Origin of the sequence: Burkholderia sola (assembly GCF_905400185.1) — a bacterium.
Taxonomy (GTDB): Bacteria; Pseudomonadota; Gammaproteobacteria; order Burkholderiales; family Burkholderiaceae; genus Burkholderia; species Burkholderia sola.
In genome coordinates this window covers 1,866,492-1,883,651 of record NZ_FR989676.1, presented here as the reverse complement: position 1 = coordinate 1,883,651, position 17,160 = coordinate 1,866,492, and the positions used below count along the sequence as shown (strand labels likewise).

Below are 17,160 nucleotides of genomic sequence, written 5' to 3'. Positions count from 1 at the left end.
TTGCGCCGCGCCCGGCATCCACCCCCAACGTCGAGCTCGTCACACCATGAGAAGAACAACGCCGCGCGCGCCCCTGCGCGTCGCCGCCGTGCTGGCGCCCGTCCTGCCGCTCGCGGGCTGCGCATCGCGCGGCGCACCGTCCTACGTGCTGTTCGGCGCGTATTTCCCGCTGTGGCTCGTCAGCGCGATCGTCGGCATCGTCGGCGCGATCGTCGCGCACCGCGTGTTCGTCGCGACCGGCTGGGCCGCGACGGTGCCCTACCAGCTCGCCGTCTGCACCGCGATCGGGCTCGTGGTCGCCGTGATCGTCTGGCTCACCGGCACGGGGCCGTTCGCATGAAGGCCGCCGGCATCGCCCGCCCCTCCGTCAAAGGCCGCGTGATCGCGCTCGCGATCGTCGCGCTCGGCATCGCGGCGCTCGCGTACGCGTACCACCGCACGACCGCCTATCCGTCCACCGACGACGCGTCGATCGACGCCGACGTCGTGCACGTCGCGTCGCCGGTCGGCGGCCGCATCGTGCAGCTCGCGGTGCATGAAAACCAGCGCGTCGCGAAAGGCGAGCTGCTGTACGTGATCGATCCCGTGCCGTACCGGCTGACCGTCGCGCAGGCGCAGGCCGACCTCGAACTCGCGCGCGCGTCGCTCGACACGCGCCGCCGTTCGCTGATCGGCGAGCGCTCGAACGCATCCGTCGCTGCCGAGCAGGTCAAGCGCGCGACGCAGAACTACGATCTCGCGACGCGCGACGTGAACCGGCTCGCGCCGCTCGCCGCGCAGGGCTACGTCAGCGCGCAGCAGTTCGACCAGGCGAAGGTGCGCCAGCGCGACGCGTCCGTGTCGCTCGCGCAGGCGCAGGAGCAGCAGCGCGCGTCCGCGCAGACGATCGGCGACGATGCCGACGCGATCGCGACGCTGCATGCACGCGAAGCCGCGCTGGCCCGCGCGCAGCATGCGCTCGACGATACGGTCGTGCGCGCGCCGCACAACGGGCTCGTGACGGGCCTGAGCGTGCTCCCCGGCGAAACCCTCGCACCGAACCAGTCGATCTTCACGCTGATCGACGCGAGCGAATGGTTCGCGGTGGGCAATTTCCGCGAGACGTCGCTCAATCGCATCGCAGTCGGCGACTGCGCGACCGTCTATTCGATGATCGACCGCAACCGCCCGATGACGGGCAAGGTCGTCGGCATCGGCGCCGGCATCGCGGACAGCGCGCGCATCAACCTGCCGCGCTCGCTGCCGATCGTGCAGAACTCGGTGAACTGGGTGCACGTCGCGCAGCGCTTCCCCGTGCGCGTGAAGCTCGACGAACCCGACGGCAAGCTCGTGCGTGTCGGCGCGAGCGCGATCGTCGAGGTCCGGCATGGCTCAGCCTGCCGCTGACGTCCGCACGCCGGGCCCGCGCGAAGTCCTGCGGCTGCTCGCGCCGTTTCCGGGGCGCGCGGCCATGTCCGTGCGCGTCGCGCTGATCTGCGCGCTCGTCGCGCTCGTGACGAGCGGATACGGCACGCCGGAAGCCGCGATTTCCGCGTACGTCGTGTTCTTCCTGAACCGCGCCGATCGCGTGACGAGCGTCGTGCTCGCGGTCGCGATGTTGCTGCTCGTCACGGTCGTGATCGCGCTCGTGATCGGCGCCGCGATCTTCAGCATCGAGTATTCGGTACTGCGCGTCGCATGCATGGCCGTGCTGTCGGTCGGCCTGCTGTACCTGACGTCCGCGAGCAAGCTGCGCCCGGTCGGTGCGATCCTCGCGATGATCGTCGGCTTCGGGCTCGACGAACTCGGCCTGGCGCCGGTCGGCGAAGCCGCGACGCGCGCGCTGCTCTATGCATGGCTGATGGTCGCGATCCCGGTCGGCGTCGCGATCGTCGTCAACCTGCTGATCGCGCCGTCGCCGCGCAAGCTCGCGCACGCTCAGCTCGCGAAGCGGCTGCGGCTCGCCGCGCGGCGGCTGCGCGGCGGCGACGACGCGCGCGCCGCGTTCGACGCCAGCCTGCGCGAAGGCGACAAGCCATTGCTCACGTGGCTCAAGCTGTCGAAGCTCGAAGGTTCGTCGTCGGGCGCCGATGTCGTCGCATTGCGGCAGGCCGTCGCGTCGAGCACCGCGCTGCTCGTCGCGGTCGCGCTTGCGGATCGCGAAGCGGACGCGCGGCTGCCCGACGCGTTCGCCACGCCGATCGCGACGACGCTCGACGAGATGGCCGCGATCCTCGAACGGGGCGGCTATCCGGTCGACGTGACGCTCGCGCTGCCGGCCGCCGATGCGCTGCCGCCGCTCGCGCGCGTCGTCGCGACCGACCTGCACACGGCGATCACGCAGTTCGCGCAACCGCCCGCGATCGACGCGGCGGCCGCACCGGCCGATACCGCCGACACGCGCGCCGCCGACAAACCGGCGGAACCCGCCACACCGCCCGCCCCGCGCGGCGGCTTCTTCCTGCCGGATGCGCGCACCAATCCCGACCACATCCGCTATGCGCTGAAAACGACGGTAGCCGCCATGTTCTGCTACCTGCTGTACTCGCAGCTCGACTGGTCGGGCATCCATACCTGCTTCATCACCTGCTACATGGTGTCGCTCGGCTCGACGGCCGAAACGGTCGAGAAACTGACGCTGCGCATCGCCGGCTGCATCGTCGGCGCGCTGATCGGCACCGCCGCGCTCGTGTTCGTCGTCCCGTCTCTGTCGTCGATCGGCGAGCTGATGGCGCTCGTCTTCGCCGGCGCGTGGCTGTCCGCATGGGTCGCGTTCGGATCGCCGCGCATCGCGTACGCGGGCTTCCAGATCGCGTTCGCGTTCTTCCTGTGCGCGATCCAGGGCGCGGGCCCCGGCTTCGACCTGACGCTCGCGCGCGATCGCACGATCGGCATCCTGCTCGGCAACGTGGTCGTGTATCTCGTGTTCACGCGCATCTGGCCGGTCAGCATCGGCAAGCAGATCGACGCGGCGCTCGCAACGCTGCTCGACCAGTGGCGGCGCGTCGCGCAGATCGCGCAGCCGGCCGAACGGCGCGCGCTGGCCGCCGAAGCGTTCGCGCGCCACGGCGCGATCTCGCAGGAGCTCGGCCTGATCCATTACGAACCGTCGTGGGTGCGGCCGGCCGCGACGTGGCTGGCCACACGGCGGCGCGCACTCGCGGAACTCGGGGCGATCGAAGGTCCGCTGTTCCTGCTCGCCGAGCGCAAGCCCGGCGACGCGGCGATCGGCGCGCAACTCTCGCGCGTGACTGCGCCGGGCGACGACGAAACCGCGCCCCGCACGAATGCCCCGACACCACCGTCGGACATCGCCCCCGCCGACCCCACGCGCGACGCGCTACTGAACCTGATCGACGCGCGGCTCGCGCAGATCGCCGACGCCGCCCGTCAAGCCACACCGAAGGAGCCTGCCCCTCATGCGCCCACCTGAACCGCCGGCCGCGTCGATCGCCGCTGCCGCGCTCGCGACCGCCGTCGCGCTGGCCGGCTGCGCGACGTCGTCGATCGATCTGGCGCCGGAGGCGTCCGACCGCCCGTGGCAGCCGCAAACGTCGGCCGCGGGCGACATCGTGGCGGCGCCGCCACGCGCGTCCGCACAAGGCGCGCACGACTACACATTGCCTGCCTCGCCGGCGCTCGCGTCGGTGTCGGCGCCGGCGCCGGCCGCGCTGGATGCCGCGCATGCGTACACGCTGCCCGAGCTGATCGATCTCGCGGAATCTTCGAATCCATTGACGCGTATCGCGTGGAACGACGCGCGCAACGCGGCGCTCGCAGTCGGCCTCGCCAAGTCCGCCTATCTGCCGCGCCTGTCGGCGACGGCGATGGGCGCGTACCAGGCGAACCACGGCTCGACGTCGACGATCCTCGGCGATTCGTCGAGCAACACCACCGCGCACGGCACGATTTCGGCGCTGTCGCTGCAATGGCTGCTGTTCGATTTCGGCGGCCGCGCGGCGCGCGTCGAAGCGGCCGAACAGGCGTCGATTGCATCGAACGTCGCATTCACGGCCGTGCATCAGCAGGTGATCCACGACGTGACCGTCTCGTACTACCGCTACGAAGCCGCCCGCTCGCGCGCGCTCAGCGCGCAACAGGGCCTCGCGAACGCGGATGCGATCCTCGCGGCGTCCCGCGCGCGGCTCAAGCACGGCGTCGGCACGGTCGTCGAGCTCGCGCAGGCGACGCAGAACCGTGCGCAGGCGAACCTCGCGCTCGTGCAGGCGAACGGCGCCGAGAGCGACGGCTATCTCGCACTCGTCTCCGCGCTCGGCATCTCGCCGCTGTCGAAGCCGACGATCGCCGCGTTGCCGAAGCGGACGCTGCCGCCCGCGCTTGGCTCGTCGGTCGACGCGATCGTGTCGGACGCGATCGCGCGCCGCCCCGATCTGCAGGGCGCGTTCGCGGTCGAAAAGGCCAATCGCGCGAAGATCAAGGCGGCGGAAGCCGCGTTCATGCCGAAGATCTTCCTGTCCGCGTCCACGTCGTATGCGAGCGGCGGCACGTCCATCTCCGCGCTGCCCGCGATCGGCGACCAGGCGCCGACCGTCAACCTGAACGGCAGCCGCTACGGCGGCGGCGTGTTCCTCGGCGTGACGATTCCGCTGTACGACGGCGGTTTGCGCTCCGCCGTCTTGATGCAGGCGCGCAACGACGCGGAAAGCGCCTCCGCGCGCCTCACGCGGACCAAGGAGGAAGCTGTGCGCCAAGTCGTCGCCGCACAGAACGCGGTGCAGACGAGCCTGGCGTCGCACGACGCCGCGAAGGCGCTCGTCGATGCCGCGCAAACCAGCTACGACGCGGCACTGACCGCGTACCGGAATGGCGTCGGCTCGGTCACCGATGCGACGATCGCGCAAAGCCAGCTGCTCGCCGCGCGGAACGCGGAAGTCGACAGCTATGCCGGCGCATTGTCGGCCGCCGCCGCGCTCGCGCTCGCGACGGGCACGATCGGCTCGGCGCAGTAGCGCCGCCGCAGGCGGTTGACGCGAGCGCGCGCCGCCCACTAGAATGCCGCCCATTCTTCCTTCAGGAACCATCGTGGACAGTTGCAGCACTCCGTTGCGTGCGCCGCTTGCCGCCTGAACGCCTGTCCGCCGCAGTTCTCCTGCCGCGGCTCGCGTTCCGCGAGCCGCACGCTCCCCCGTTTCACACTGAATGACGCATTCGCGCGGTACAGTACCGCGCAATGACGGCTATCGCCGCGTCGCGTTCGGCCTTGCGCCGCGGCGACGCGCGCCGGCATGCGCTTCTTGCACGGCAGGACAACCATGACTTTTGATTTCGCACTCCGTCTTTTCACCGCGTTCGCCTGCGGCGTCGCCATCGGCCTCGAGCGGCAGATGCGCCAGCGCACGGCCGGCCTGCGCACCATCACGCTCGTCGCGAGCGGCGCGTGCCTGTTCGTCACGCTCGGCGTGCTCACCGGCAACGGCGTCGCGGGCGTCACGCAGATCGCCGCGTACGTCGTGTCGGGCGTCGGCTTTCTCGGCGGCGGCGTGATCATGCGCGACAAGGGCTCGATCCAGGGCATCAACACGGCCGCGACGCTGTGGTGCTCGGCCGCCGTCGGCGTGCTGGCCGGCTCCGGCCACTACGTGCCCGCGCTCGCCGGCACGGCCGTCGTGCTGCTCACCAATACGGTGCTGCGCGGCGTCAGCCAGGCCATCAACGCGACGCCCGTGTCGAACGCCGACCTTGTGCGCGAATACCAGATCACCGTGATCTGCCTCGCCGCCGACGAAGTGCACATCCGCACGCTGCTGTCGAACGCGATGTATGCGAAGCCGCTGTCGTTCCAGAGCCTCACGAGCGAAGACGTGCCCGAGCAGCCCGACCGGCTGAAGGTGACCGCGACGCTGAAGCTGCATCCGAAGGATCAGCAGAAGCTCGAGCAGATCGCGAGCCGGATGAGCATGGAGAAAAGCATTTCCAGCGTGAGCTGGACCGCAAAGGAAGCGGAGCCGATGATGGAGTGAGCCGCGGCGCGGCGGACGCGGCATCCGGCGCCGCCGTCGCACGACGTCACGTCAAGGTGCTTCGATGAGCCCGGCCGAAATCGCCTTGACGACCGCCTGGACCTTGTTGGTCGCGCCAAGTTTCTCGAGGATGTTGTTCACGTGGAAGTTGACCGTCCGCTCCGAGATGCTGAGGATCTGGCCGATTTCGCATGCGGTCTTGCCCTCGGCCGTCCAGCACAGCACCTCGCGCTCGCGCGCGGTCAGCGTGACGCCCGCCGCGGGCGACAGCTTCGGCACCATGAAGCGGCTCATCAGCGAATGCGACAGGTTCGCGAGCCAGTTCGTCTGCAGCGTCAGCATGTTGATCTCAGCCGGCGTCAGCCGGTCGGCATGACGGGCGATGCTCAACAGGCCGAACGCGCCGCGCGCCGCCCAGCTCGATTGCGCGATGCCCACCGACAACCCGAAATCGCGCGCGTCCTGCCACAGCGGACACGGGTCGAGGTTGTCGACGTCCGGCCAGACGATCATGTTGGTGCTGAGCGCGCCGTCGCGAACCGTCGAGTCGATCTCGATATAGTTCTGCGCCTGATAGTGCGCCATCCAGCCATCCGGATAGGTATTGAAGATGGCGACCGCCGGCTTCGAAACGGGCAGCGGTACGCGAATGCCGTAACAGCAATATTCGAATCCCAGCCGCCTGGAATAGGCGGCGATCCGCTGGAAGAGCTGCTGCTCGTCTTCCGCGGCGCTGAATTGTTGGTAGGCATCCTGCCAGCGCAGTTCCATTCTTTCTCCGACAACGTCACGCTGTCATACTTGTCAGGTTCCAGCACCCTTTCGAGGCTGATACATTCCGCGCATGACTTCACCCTTGCTGCACCCTGTCCCCGGCCCGTCCCCGGACGGCTACGTACGCCTGTCAGAAGGCGCACTGGCCGCACTTGTACTCGACCATGTCGCAAGCGGCCTCGACCCTTCTTTGCTCGCCGAACTGCGCGACAACGCGATCGACGCCCGCCTTGCCGGCTATACCGAATGGCATCGCGCGGCCGGTGCCGGCGTCGCCTACGTGACGGTCGGCTGGGACTGGTACCTCGAACGCGCGACGGGCGCGTTCGTGATCGCGGGCGGCGACGTCCGCAGCAACGTGATGGCCATCGACGCCAAGGGCGCCGACATCGGCATGTTCCGCACGGCCGCCGCGCTCGCCGCGCGGCTCGCCACCCTCGACTGGCCTGCCGCGGTCGCGTCCGCCCTGCTCGGGCCCAACGACGCCTATCATGCCGGTCCGACGCTCCAGTGACAACTGGCCGCGCATTCCTCTGACTATTTTGCAAGACTGGCGCTCTTTATAAATAAAACCGCCCCGGTTTTCAATCCCGTCGATCAAGAAACCGTTACCACCGCGCAAATGGCGTCTTTTACGCCGCCACCCTGTAAGAGTTACCAGTTACAGGCTCCTCGTGCCGCGCGCTGTAATGCGTGCATACAAAAGCACAGATCCGAGGACATCCATGCAGACCTTCGTTCACGAGGAAGGGCGGTTGCCGCACGCACTCGCGGCGGACCTAGGGCGCTATCGGCGCCGCGTGTTCGTCGAGCAGCTCGGTTGGGCGCTCCCGTCGGCGAACGAAAGTTTCGAGCGTGACCAGTTCGATCGCGACGATACCGTCTACGTGTTCGCGCGAAACGCCGCCGGCGACATGTGCGGATGTGCGCGCCTGCTGCCGACGACGCGCCCGTATCTGCTGAAGTCGCTGTTCGCCGACCTGGTCGCCGAGGACATGCCGCTGCCGCAATCGGCCGCCGTCTGGGAACTGTCCCGGTTCGCGGCGACCGACGACGAAGGCGGGCCCGGCAACGCCGAATGGGCCGTGCGCCCGATGCTCGCGGCCGTCGTCGAATGCGCGGCGCAGCTCGGCGCGCGCCAGTTGATCGGCGTGACGTTCGCGAGCATGGAGCGGCTGTTCCGCCGGATCGGCATACACGCGCACCGCGCAGGCCCGCCGAAGCAGGTCGACGGACGTCTGGTGGTCGCGTGCTGGATCGATATCGACTCGCAAACGTTTGCCGCGCTAGGAATCGAGCCGGGGCAGGCCGCCCGGCAAGCTATCGCCGCCTGAGCCGGAACGCACGTTTCCGTCCGGGTGGCATCGTAACGAAGGAGAACCAACGTGGACCAGTCCCAGGTCTTTCGCGCGATGATGCCCGGGTTGACGAGCGCCAGCGGCGCCCGCATCGCGGTCGCCTATCCGTCGTTCCCCAGGCCGTTGCCGCTCGTGCGGCTCGACCGCCGCGGGCTCGTGTTTCGTGCGACCGGCGCCGCGCCGCTCGTGTGCGGGCTGCCGCGGCCGGCCACCCTGCTGGTCGCGGACGAGCCGCTGTGCTCGCTGCGCCTCGTGATCCGCGACATCGCCGCGGTCGGCGACGGCCGGCACGACCTGACGATGCAGCCGTCCGGCGCCGCCGGCGACGAATTGCTGTGGCACGCATTGCGCGATCGCGAGCCGTACCGGCAGATTCGGCACCCGCTCGCGCCGGTCGACGCGCCCGTCGCGTCGGATCGCGAACCGCCTGAGGCGGCCGGCGAAATCGCGGCGCGCCCGTCGCGCAGCGCGGCTTTCCGCCTGCCCAGCCACAGCGACGCGCTGTTCTTCGCGGACTGGCTCGAATATCACTTCGACGAACTGCGCGCGCTGTCCCACCAGCACGGGCCGCAACTGCAGCTCAATCAGCTTGAACGACAGGTTGACGATGACGAGGTCGGTGTGCGTTTCGTCTACGACATCGACGGGCATGCGACGCGGCACGCATTGACCGACTGCGCGCGCGAGGCGTGCGCATGGATCGAAACGGAGATGCGCAGCAAATACGCGCTGCCCGTCGCGCAGGAGCGGTTCGGCGCGTTTGCGACGCACGCACGGGCCGGAAGCGTATGAATAAGGCTGTGCCGCGCGCCGCCGCCAGGCGGTCTGCGCGGCGGCAAGTTGTGCGGATACAACGAGGGCTTGCAAACGTCCGGGTTTTCCCTTAAATTTACCTCTGTCTCCTCCATGTCTCCAAACATGGATTCAGCCCGCTCAAGCAGCGGGCTTTTTTATTGCCCGAACGGTTTGTGGGGCCGCATCGCCTCCCCCGCCTGACTAGCCCGCCGGACGCACGCCGGTCGGTCGCAGCCGGTAGTGATGCTCCGCAAATATCAGCGCGACCGCCGCGACGAGCGCCAACAGCAGGTACAGCCAACCCTTCCGGGTCGTCGGCAGGTCCGTCAGGGCACCGACATCGCCCGTCAGCGCCGCCAACGCGACCATCGCCAAGCCGGCCAGTACCAACGTCCCCTTTGCCGCCCATCCGAAACCGGCCTCCAGTCCGGCCGCCCATCGCGACTGACGATAAGGTCCGGCAACAGGTCGACGAAGATCGGGCTTATCCATTCGTCACCTCCCGCCCGGCATGCGCGTATCCGCGCGTCGTGCGGCAGGCGCTGTCGAACGCATGCCTTCGAAGGTCTTGCTGACGAGTGGCCGCAGCAACGCGGAGTGCCCATACTGGATCGACAAGCGTCATGTTTTTTCTTTCGCGAGATGAGGCTCGACACCATTCGATCCGTTTGGCCGCGCCGAATCGATATCGTTCGATACGGCGAGTATCGCGGGAAACAAGACTCGCTCGCCTCGCGCGATCGCGATCGGCCGGCTTATCATTGAGCGGCCCGCCACTTCCCGCCGAGGCCCTCTTGCACGCCCATCTGCGCATTGCCCGCCCGGTCAGCAACCTCGCCCACACCGAGCGCATGTATCGCGACGCCCTCGATCTATCGGTACTGGCGCGCTTCGAGGATCACGACGGCTTTTCCGGCGTGATCCTCGGACGCGAAGGCCTCGACTATCACTTCGAGTTCACGCACTGCCCCGACCATCCGATTGCGCCGTCGCCGACGCCCGAGGACCTGATCGTGTTCTACCTGCCCGATCGTCCGGAATGGGAAGCCGCCTGCGAGCGCGCGACCGCACACGGCTTCATGCCGGTGACGTCGTTCAATCCGTACTGGGAAATATCAGGCCAGACTTTCGAGGATGCCGACGGCTACCGGATCGTGTTGCAGAACGGCACGTGGCGTTGACGGGCAGATGCGCGTGAGCGGTTACGCGCCGGCGTGACTGCGGGGAGCGGTCGCGCGTCCGCCGATCGCCAGCGACGCAGCGTCGGGCGTTCGATTTCGAACTTCGATGGCGTGATCGTCATGGGCGGCGCGGAACGGGCGGACGCCGCGCGCAACGCAGCTGATGACATAAGCGCGGCACTAGAACGAATGAGGGGGAAATCGCGATCGTCGCTTGTACCTGCAACGATCGGAAAACAGATGACGAACAACGGGCGCCGTCGCGCCCGCTCCGGTTACTCGTTTTCTTCGAAGTAATGCCCGAACTTCGTCTGCTTCGTGCGGATATAACGTTCGTTTTCCTCGCGCACGGGCACCGCGAGCGCCACGCGCTCGCAGACGGGAATACCGTGCTTCACGAGCGTATCGAACTTCTTCGGATTGTTGCTCATCAGCCGCACCGACGTCACGCCTAGGATCCGCAGGATCGCAGCGGCCGAGTCGTATTCGCGGGCGTCATCGGGCAGCCCGAGATCGAGGTTCGCCTCGACGGTGTCGCGCCCCTGCTCCTGCAGCGCGTACGCGCGGATCTTGTTGCTCAGGCCGATGCCGCGGCCTTCATGGCCGCGCAGATACAGCAGCACGCCGCGGTCTTCGGCCGCGATGTAACGCAACGCGAGATCGAGTTGCTCGCCGCAATCGCAGCGGTACGAGCCGAACACGTCACCGGTCAGGCATTCGGAATGCAGCCGGGTCAGCACGGACTGCTCGCCCGTCACGTCGCCCATCACGAGCGCGAGATGTTCGGCATCGCTGCCCGATACGCGAAACGCGTATGACGTGAACGTACCGTAGCGCGTGGGCAGCGACGCGGTGGCGACGAGCGTCACGCACTCGTCGGCCTGGCCATTGCCCGGCGTGGGCGATTGGGGACGCGAAGACATCATGAATTCAATCGAAACTTCAGGAATGTAGGAGTTATGTGGATGGTGCGTGACGGGAGTTTACCGCTAATCTGGAAACGTCACGCGACTGCCGCCGCCCGCCCGGCTATACTGGGCTCACCGGGTGACGCGCATCACGCCCCGACTGCCCTGCATCGACTGCACACGGAGAAAGCGAATGAGCACGACTGTCGCGCAGATTCTCAAGGCCAAGCCGGATTCGGGCCGCACCATCTACACCGTCACGAAGACCGATCTCGTCTACGACGCCATCAAGCTGATGGCGGAAAAGGGCATCGGCGCACTGCTGGTCGTCGACGGCGACGACATTGCGGGCATCGTCACCGAGCGCGATTACGCGCGCAAGATCGTCCTGCAGGACCGTTCGTCGAAAGCCACCCGCGTCGAGGAAATCATGACGGCGAAGGTGCGCTACGTCGAACCGTCGCAATCCACCGACGAGTGCATGGCGCTGATGACCGAGCACCGGATGCGCCACCTGCCCGTGCTCGACGGCGGCAAGCTGGTCGGCCTGATCTCGATCGGCGACCTCGTGAAGAGCGTGATTGCCGATCAGCAGTTCACGATCAGCCAGCTCGAACACTACATCCACGGCACGCCCAACGTCACGTCCGCCTGATCCGCCCAGCAAAAAAGGCCCAAACGCGTCAGCGTCTGGGCGGAAAGCCGCCGGCATGCGGCGACGGAGGTTCTGCTCCTGCGGGCGAACGACGCGCGCGACCGGCGCGCGTCTCGTCAATTCAGCGGTGCGCTCGGGCAGACCCGGGGACGTTCAATCAATTACCGAAGTAGACCGAATTCACGGGATTCGGCGCTTCCCGCGTCACGCGGCGGCCGCCTTGCGCGGCGCCCGTTGCCACGGCGCCGTAGCCGCTCGTATCGGCTTGCGCGAGCATCGGCTGGTTCGGCTGAATGCGCTGCTCGGCGACCTGGATGTCGCTCGGATATTGCGAATCGCTCGCCACCGGCTTGTAGCCGTTCTGCTCGAGTTGCACGAGTTCGGCCTTGACCTCCGCGCGGGTCAACCCCTGCTCGGATTGCGCGAACGATGCGATCGGAGCGGCAAGGACGGATGCGGCGATGGCTGCGTAGATGATCGACTTCATGATTTACCTCCGGAATATTCTGTTTTGACGTCGCCTCGGCAGGACTGTCTGAAGCGATTGAATCCAGTGTAGTGCTCGCCACCCCAAGGGGAAACCCTTAGTTTGAACATACAGCGTTGCGTTTTTGGAAAAGATCGCCCACTGTTTCGGAACAGGGCCGCTCCAACTTGCCTCACCTGCACAACAATCGCTGACGAAACGCCGACAGTCAGATCACATGCCCGGAAGGTTGTGTTGTAGAATCGTAAGGTTTTATTCGCCAGTCGATATTCCATCCACCATGTACGCGCTCACGTCCCTTTCGGTTTCGCCGTCCGGCCCGGCCGGCGTGTGCGCGCGCGCCAGCCAGCCGGCGCATCCCCTCGCTCGACGCACGGCCCAGGCGCCGCTCGCCCCTGCCCGGCGCCTGATCTGACCGCACGGTCTCCACCCGGAGCCAGGTTAGACAGGCTCCGGGCGATCCTCATAGGCACGCCACGCCTGCCCCTGCCGATCATTTGGAGAACCACCATGAAACAACGCCTTTACCAGTTGACCGAACTCGACGTCGCCCGCCTCGAAAAGCACGCCGAGCACAACCCGCGCTTCCAGACCATGCTCGACACGCTGCTCGAACGCGCGGATATCGTCCAGCCCGACGCCATCAAGGCGAACGTCGTCACGATGAACTCGCAAATCACGCTGCTCGACGAAGCAACTCAGGAACAGGCCACGTGGACGATCGTTTATCCGGACGCCGCCAACCTCGAACGCGGGCGCCTGAACGTGTTCTCGCCCGTCGGCATGGCGCTGCTGGGCACGCAGCGCGGCCAGATGGTCAAGGTAATGCAGCCCAGCGGCGCCGAAAAGCTGATGAAGGTCGCCGCGATCGTGTTCCAGCCGGAAGCCAACGGCGAATACACGCGCTGAGCTAACGGCCGGCCAGCGCCCCGCCATACGCGCGCAGAACGACAAAAGCGAGGCACGGGCCTCGCTTTTTTGCATCCAGACGATCCGGATTATCGTCATCGCCTTCCGCATACAAAAAAAAGGCGCCCGAAGGCGCCTTTTCGATGCTGCGGAGCGGGTTACCCCGCCCGTCACGCTTAGAAGCGGTGACGCAGACCAACCGTTGCTGCGGTTTGGTTGATCGACGAGCTCGGCAGGTTGTTGTTGAAGCTGTCGCCGTTGTAGATCGACGCGCCGATGCCGTTCTTCGCTGCACGCTGGTACACAGCTTGTGCGTAGACGTCCGTGCGCTTCGACAGTGCGTAATCAGCTTGCAGGCCGAACTGGTTCCAGTGCGTGCTGCCGTTGTTGATCTTCGCGTTCGTGTACGTGTAAGCAGCACCCAGGCCGAGAGCCGGCGTCAGGTTGTACTTCGCGTTGACTTCGTAGTTGTCGGTGCGCAGCGTGCCTGCAGCAACTGCGTTGTTGTCGAGACGTGCTTGCGTCCATGCAGCGCCGACTTGTGCCGGGCCGAATGCGTAGCCAGCAGCAGCACCGTACGTGCGGACGCGGCCTTGGTTAGCGATGCCACCGATCGCCGACGACGTCGCGCCGTTTGCGTTCGTGCCGTCACCCAGGTTCGCTTGCGAGTATGCAGCAGCCAGCTTCAGACCTTGGAACTGGTATGCAGCACCTGCGCTGTACGCACGGTTGTTGCCGAAGTTCGTGTTGTTCGAGAACGAGTACGTGCCGCCGAATTGCAGGCCAGCGTAGTTCGCGCTCGTGAACTTGATCGTGTTGTTCTGTGCGACGTCACCGTTCGTGCTCAGACGGTCGAGGTTCAGCGGGTGCGCGAAGTACGTGCCGCCCCACGAGCCCGTTGCCGTCAGCGGTGCCAGGTAGTCTTGCGTTGCGTCATACTGCTTACCCAGCGTGACCGTGCCGTACTGGCTCGACAGGCCGACGAAAGCCTGGCGGTTGAACATGCCGCCGTTGCCGTTCGCGAAGCGGCCGTTACCGATGTTGAAGCCGCTTTCCAACGTGAAGATTGCCTTCAGGCCGCCACCCAGGTCTTCCGAGCCACGCAGGCCGAAACGGCTCTGGTCAATGCCCGAACCCATCGCCCAACGCGACTTGCCAGCTTGGCCGAGTGCCGGCTGGACGTTGCTCGTGTAGGTGATGCCTGCGTCCAGCACGCCGTACAGCGTGACGCTGCTTTGCGCGTGAGCGACGGTAGCGAACGATGCTGCAGCTGCTGCAACGATCAGAGTCTTGTTCATTCGTGGAGCTCCCTTCTAAAAAGAGGCAGGTCTCGCGACCTTGTTCATAAACGGTCTGCAACCGCCCGGGAGCGCCATCGGTCCTGCTGGCGGCGCCCGGATAGTTGCCCGTTTGGGAACCGTGAGTTTAGGGGTGTACCCTAGGGGAGCGATCCGCAAATAAAGAAATAAGCTTTTCCAGAACTAGAAATAATGAAAGTGGGGACGCGTCATAAGTATTTGTTTTAACGTTTGTTTTTGACTTCTTGACGAGCCCTTTTTGGAGGCTTTCATCGCACCATTCTTACATGTCATCGTCTTGACGGTTGCATAGAAACAACAAACGGATTCGGTTCGGCACCCCAAAATCGGTAATTGTTACCCAAATCAATCTCAAATATTGGCCGATCTGCCTCCGAAACGTCCCGCCGACCCGTCAACAGCGGGCGGCGCAGTGCCACGGCGAGATCCCGTCGGCCGGCAGAAAGGGAAGGCGGCTCGCGCCTGCCGTGACACTCGGTAACAGCCTTGACCGCCCGCGTAACCCGGCGGGCCTGACGGCAGGCTAATGTAAGGCGGTCTTGGATACAGAACGGGAACCGCCATGAATCGACGCTCGCTGCTGCGCGCCATCGGATTGACCGCAGCCTTCGCCGGCACCGGCTGGCTGCGTGCCGCCTCGGCCCAGCCCGCCCCGCCCGCGTACCGGCCATCCGGCCCGCACCGCGTTCCCGGCGGGCCGCCGTATGCGGATCGCCCCGGCTTCGCACCCCCGGCGGCACGCCACGACCGTCGCCCGCCGCCGCCACGGCCGCACGGCTATATATGGACGGACGGCTACTGGCGCTGGCAGCATGGCCGCTATATATGGGTGTCCGGCCGCTGGGTCGCACGGCGCCCCGGACGTCGCTGGATGCCCGGCTACTGGCGCCGGCAGGGGCCGGTGTGGGTCTACGTCGACGGTTCGTGGCGGTAAGCAGCGGTCCGGCTCCCCGGTCGATGAAGGTCCGGAGCCGGACCGTGCGCGAGAGCCGGCGCCGTCCGCGCCACGGAATCGTGCGCTACGGCAGCCGCGCTACGGTCAACCTATCGTCTGGCCGCCATTCGGCGACATCATTCGAATAACGAAATCATGCCGTGGCGATGCGAATGCATTCGGCCATGCTCGCCGCCCGCGCACTCGTCTGCCGCTTACCGCCCGCCAACGGACCGATGCGTGCACCGCGCTCAGCGCCCCCTTCCAGCTCGCGCGCACGACGGCACGCCGCGCAGATCGCGCGATGATGTCCGTGGGCCCAGCGGATCGTCGCCGCGGGCAGGCTAACGTACGTGCGAGCCGCCTACGACAACATTGCCGCTCGCGCACCCGGCCGCGTGCGGCCATACGCGACCATCATCGCGAAGCTGAGCAGGAAACCTGCGCCGCCGATCAGCAGCAGCCCCGTCTCGCCGAATAGGGGTAGCAGGTTCGTCAGCGCGCCCGTCACGACCCACGCGACCGCCATCACCGAGCCCGCGACGCCGAGCGCCCAGCCTTGCCGATCGTCGCCGACCGCGTCGGAAAACGCCGTATACATCGTCGTGTACGCAACCATGTCGAAGCAGCCGACGACCATCGCGAGCGCCCACAGCATCGGTTCGTGCGGAAACAACGCGGACAGGATCTGGCCAAGCCCGGCGACGAGCAGGCCCGTCTTCGCGATATCGATCACGCGCCACACGCGCAGCATCAGTCGCACGACGCACAGCAGGCCGAACACGAAGCAGATGCCGATCACGCCGCTGAACAGCCCGAGCCGCGCGCTCGTATAGCCGAACTTCGCCTGCAACAGCAGCATGATGGTCTGCAGGTAGAGCCCGTAGCCCACTTGCATCAAGAAGAACACCATCGACAGGAACGCGACGTTGCGCTGGCGCGCCGCCTCCCCGATGATCCGCAGCGGCAGCAGCGGATCGATGCGCGTATCGCCGCGCGGCGCGGCGGAATCGCGATACGACGCCCAGGTCCAGCACGCGCAGATCAGCGACAGCGCGGCGACCAGCACGAACGGCGTGCCGTAGTCGAACAGCGGCGAGATCGTCCGGTCGGACGTGACGCCGCCGAGCACCGGGCCGACGATCACGCCCGCGCTGAACGCGAGCGACATGATGCTCATGTTGTACGCCTTCGTGTCGGGCGTGCTGAGATCGGTGATGGCCGCCTGCGCGATGCCCTGGCAGCCGGCCATCAGGCCGGTGAGCCCGCGGCCCGCCAGCAGCAGCGCGATGCTCGCGTGCCACGCGCCGGCCGCCATCATCGCGTAGCCGGCCGCGAGACCGAGCACGCACAGCAGCAGGATCCGGCGGCGGCCGTAGCGGTCGGACAGTTCGCCCATCAGCGACGAGCCGAAGAACATGCACAGCGGGTAGATCCCGTAGCCGAGGCCGAGATAGAAATTGCGCGCATGCGCGCCGGTGTCGGCCGGCAGGATGCCCGCGTGCGGATCGCTGAAGATCGCGGACATCATCGGATAAACGAGCCCGAATCCCATCGCGTCGAGCGCGATGGCGAGCAGGCAGGGGCCGAGCAGTGTGTAGTCGAGCCGGGACATGGCGACCTTCCGGACAGAGTGGATGATCGCCCGAGCGTAATGATCGCGCGGCGGCCGCGGTAGGCAGCCGGCCGCGATGCTAAGCATCGGCTCGTGCGATACCCTGGACGGCCCGCGCCGAGGGATCGCCGTCCATGCCGTGCGGCCGCTACGCGACGCTCAGCGGCTCGCGCTGAAATCGTCGGCGCGCGACCACGCACGGCGCGCCGTCGTGCATGAACACGCTGGCGAGCAGCCCGAACGACGCCGCACGCCGTCCGCATGC

Annotated in this window: 18 protein-coding genes; 12 read left to right on the top strand and 6 right to left on the bottom strand. The window is 66.8% G+C overall.

All coding sequences use genetic code 11. The features are described 5' to 3' along the window. Nucleotides 1-46 precede the first annotated feature (46 nt). The 5 genes from KR541_RS24955 to KR541_RS24935 all read left to right on the top strand — a co-directional run bounded on the left by KR541_RS24955 (nt 47) and on the right by KR541_RS24935 (nt 5,960). On the top strand, nt 47-340 hold the full coding sequence (locus tag KR541_RS24955; protein ID WP_050011932.1) for a hypothetical protein: 294 nt from the start codon (nt 47-49) through the stop codon (nt 338-340). Beyond that, the gene (mdtN, locus tag KR541_RS24950; protein ID WP_050011933.1) at nt 337-1,386 is read left to right on the top strand and encodes a multidrug transporter subunit MdtN; all 1,050 of its coding nucleotides are present in this window, start codon (nt 337-339) and stop codon (nt 1,384-1,386) included. The genes KR541_RS24955 and mdtN overlap by 4 nt, the downstream gene beginning before the upstream one ends. Then, nucleotides 1,367-3,412: an FUSC family protein gene (locus KR541_RS24945; RefSeq protein WP_089489497.1), complete on the top strand. Its 2,046-nt coding sequence runs from the start codon at nt 1,367-1,369 to the stop codon at nt 3,410-3,412. The genes mdtN and KR541_RS24945 overlap by 20 nt, the downstream gene beginning before the upstream one ends. Then, the gene (locus tag KR541_RS24940) at nt 3,399-4,949 is read left to right on the top strand and encodes a TolC family protein (RefSeq protein ID WP_089489498.1); all 1,551 of its coding nucleotides are present in this window, start codon (nt 3,399-3,401) and stop codon (nt 4,947-4,949) included. The genes KR541_RS24945 and KR541_RS24940 overlap by 14 nt, the downstream gene beginning before the upstream one ends. Before the next feature lie 303 nt (nt 4,950-5,252). Then, a complete protein-coding gene (locus KR541_RS24935; RefSeq protein ID WP_050011936.1) occupies nt 5,253-5,960 on the top strand; it encodes an MgtC/SapB family protein in 708 nt (235 codons plus the stop codon). 51 nt (nt 5,961-6,011) lie between these two features. On the opposite strand, the gene KR541_RS24930 is transcribed toward KR541_RS24935, so the two are convergent. Continuing rightward, nucleotides 6,012-6,731 carry an autoinducer binding domain-containing protein gene (locus tag KR541_RS24930; protein WP_050011937.1) on the bottom strand — a complete coding sequence of 240 codons (720 nt, stop codon included), beginning with the start codon at nt 6,729-6,731 and terminating at the stop codon, nt 6,012-6,014. A 73-nt stretch (nt 6,732-6,804) separates the two neighbouring features. On the opposite strand from KR541_RS24930, the gene KR541_RS24925 reads away from it, so the two are divergent. The 3 genes from KR541_RS24925 (at nt 6,805) to KR541_RS24915 (ending at nt 8,884) form a co-directional block, all read left to right on the top strand. Beyond that, entirely contained in the window at nt 6,805-7,248 is a 444-nt protein-coding gene (locus KR541_RS24925) for a DUF4902 domain-containing protein (protein WP_089489499.1), read from the top strand. Between the two features lie 211 nt (nt 7,249-7,459). Next, entirely contained in the window at nt 7,460-8,068 is a 609-nt protein-coding gene (locus KR541_RS24920) for an acyl-homoserine-lactone synthase (protein ID WP_050011939.1), read from the top strand. Between the two features lie 51 nt (nt 8,069-8,119). After that, nucleotides 8,120-8,884 carry a hypothetical protein gene (locus KR541_RS24915; RefSeq protein ID WP_179233173.1) on the top strand — a complete coding sequence of 255 codons (765 nt, stop codon included), beginning with the start codon at nt 8,120-8,122 and terminating at the stop codon, nt 8,882-8,884. 204 nt (nt 8,885-9,088) lie between these two features. On the opposite strand, the gene KR541_RS24910 is transcribed toward KR541_RS24915, so the two are convergent. Continuing rightward, nucleotides 9,089-9,379 carry a hypothetical protein gene (locus tag KR541_RS24910; RefSeq protein ID WP_050011940.1) on the bottom strand — a complete coding sequence of 97 codons (291 nt, stop codon included), beginning with the start codon at nt 9,377-9,379 and terminating at the stop codon, nt 9,089-9,091. Nucleotides 9,380-9,681: 302 nt separating this feature from the next. On the opposite strand from KR541_RS24910, the gene KR541_RS24905 reads away from it, so the two are divergent. Beyond that, complete coding sequence (locus KR541_RS24905; protein WP_050011941.1) at nt 9,682-10,068, top strand: VOC family protein; 387 nt, start codon at nt 9,682-9,684, stop codon at nt 10,066-10,068. Nucleotides 10,069-10,343: 275 nt separating this feature from the next. Here KR541_RS24905 and ribA read toward each other — a convergent pair whose 3' ends face one another. Continuing rightward, entirely contained in the window at nt 10,344-10,994 is a 651-nt protein-coding gene (ribA, locus tag KR541_RS24900) for a GTP cyclohydrolase II (RefSeq protein ID WP_006480964.1), read from the bottom strand. A gap of 175 nt (nt 10,995-11,169) precedes the next feature. On the opposite strand from ribA, the gene KR541_RS24895 reads away from it, so the two are divergent. Next, complete coding sequence (locus KR541_RS24895; RefSeq protein WP_050011984.1) at nt 11,170-11,631, top strand: CBS domain-containing protein; 462 nt, start codon at nt 11,170-11,172, stop codon at nt 11,629-11,631. Nucleotides 11,632-11,788: 157 nt separating this feature from the next. Here KR541_RS24895 and KR541_RS24890 read toward each other — a convergent pair whose 3' ends face one another. After that, on the bottom strand, nt 11,789-12,118 hold the full coding sequence (locus KR541_RS24890; protein ID WP_050011985.1) for a DUF4148 domain-containing protein: 330 nt from the start codon (nt 12,116-12,118) through the stop codon (nt 11,789-11,791). 510 nt (nt 12,119-12,628) lie between these two features. Here KR541_RS24890 and KR541_RS24885 point away from each other — a divergent pair. After that, complete coding sequence (locus KR541_RS24885) at nt 12,629-13,027, top strand: GreA/GreB family elongation factor (RefSeq protein ID WP_050011986.1); 399 nt, start codon at nt 12,629-12,631, stop codon at nt 13,025-13,027. A gap of 176 nt (nt 13,028-13,203) precedes the next feature. Here KR541_RS24885 and KR541_RS24880 read toward each other — a convergent pair whose 3' ends face one another. Beyond that, a complete protein-coding gene (locus KR541_RS24880) occupies nt 13,204-14,325 on the bottom strand; it encodes a porin (protein ID WP_050011987.1) in 1,122 nt (373 codons plus the stop codon). A 583-nt stretch (nt 14,326-14,908) separates the two neighbouring features. Between KR541_RS24880 and KR541_RS24875 the strand changes: the two genes are divergently transcribed. Continuing rightward, on the top strand, nt 14,909-15,280 hold the full coding sequence (locus tag KR541_RS24875) for a YXWGXW repeat-containing protein (RefSeq protein ID WP_050011988.1): 372 nt from the start codon (nt 14,909-14,911) through the stop codon (nt 15,278-15,280). Nucleotides 15,281-15,644: 364 nt separating this feature from the next. Here the strand turns inward: KR541_RS24875 and KR541_RS24870 are convergent, their stop codons facing one another. After that, complete coding sequence (locus tag KR541_RS24870; RefSeq protein WP_050011989.1) at nt 15,645-16,895, bottom strand: MFS transporter; 1,251 nt, start codon at nt 16,893-16,895, stop codon at nt 15,645-15,647. Nucleotides 16,896-17,160: the final 265 nt, after the last annotated feature.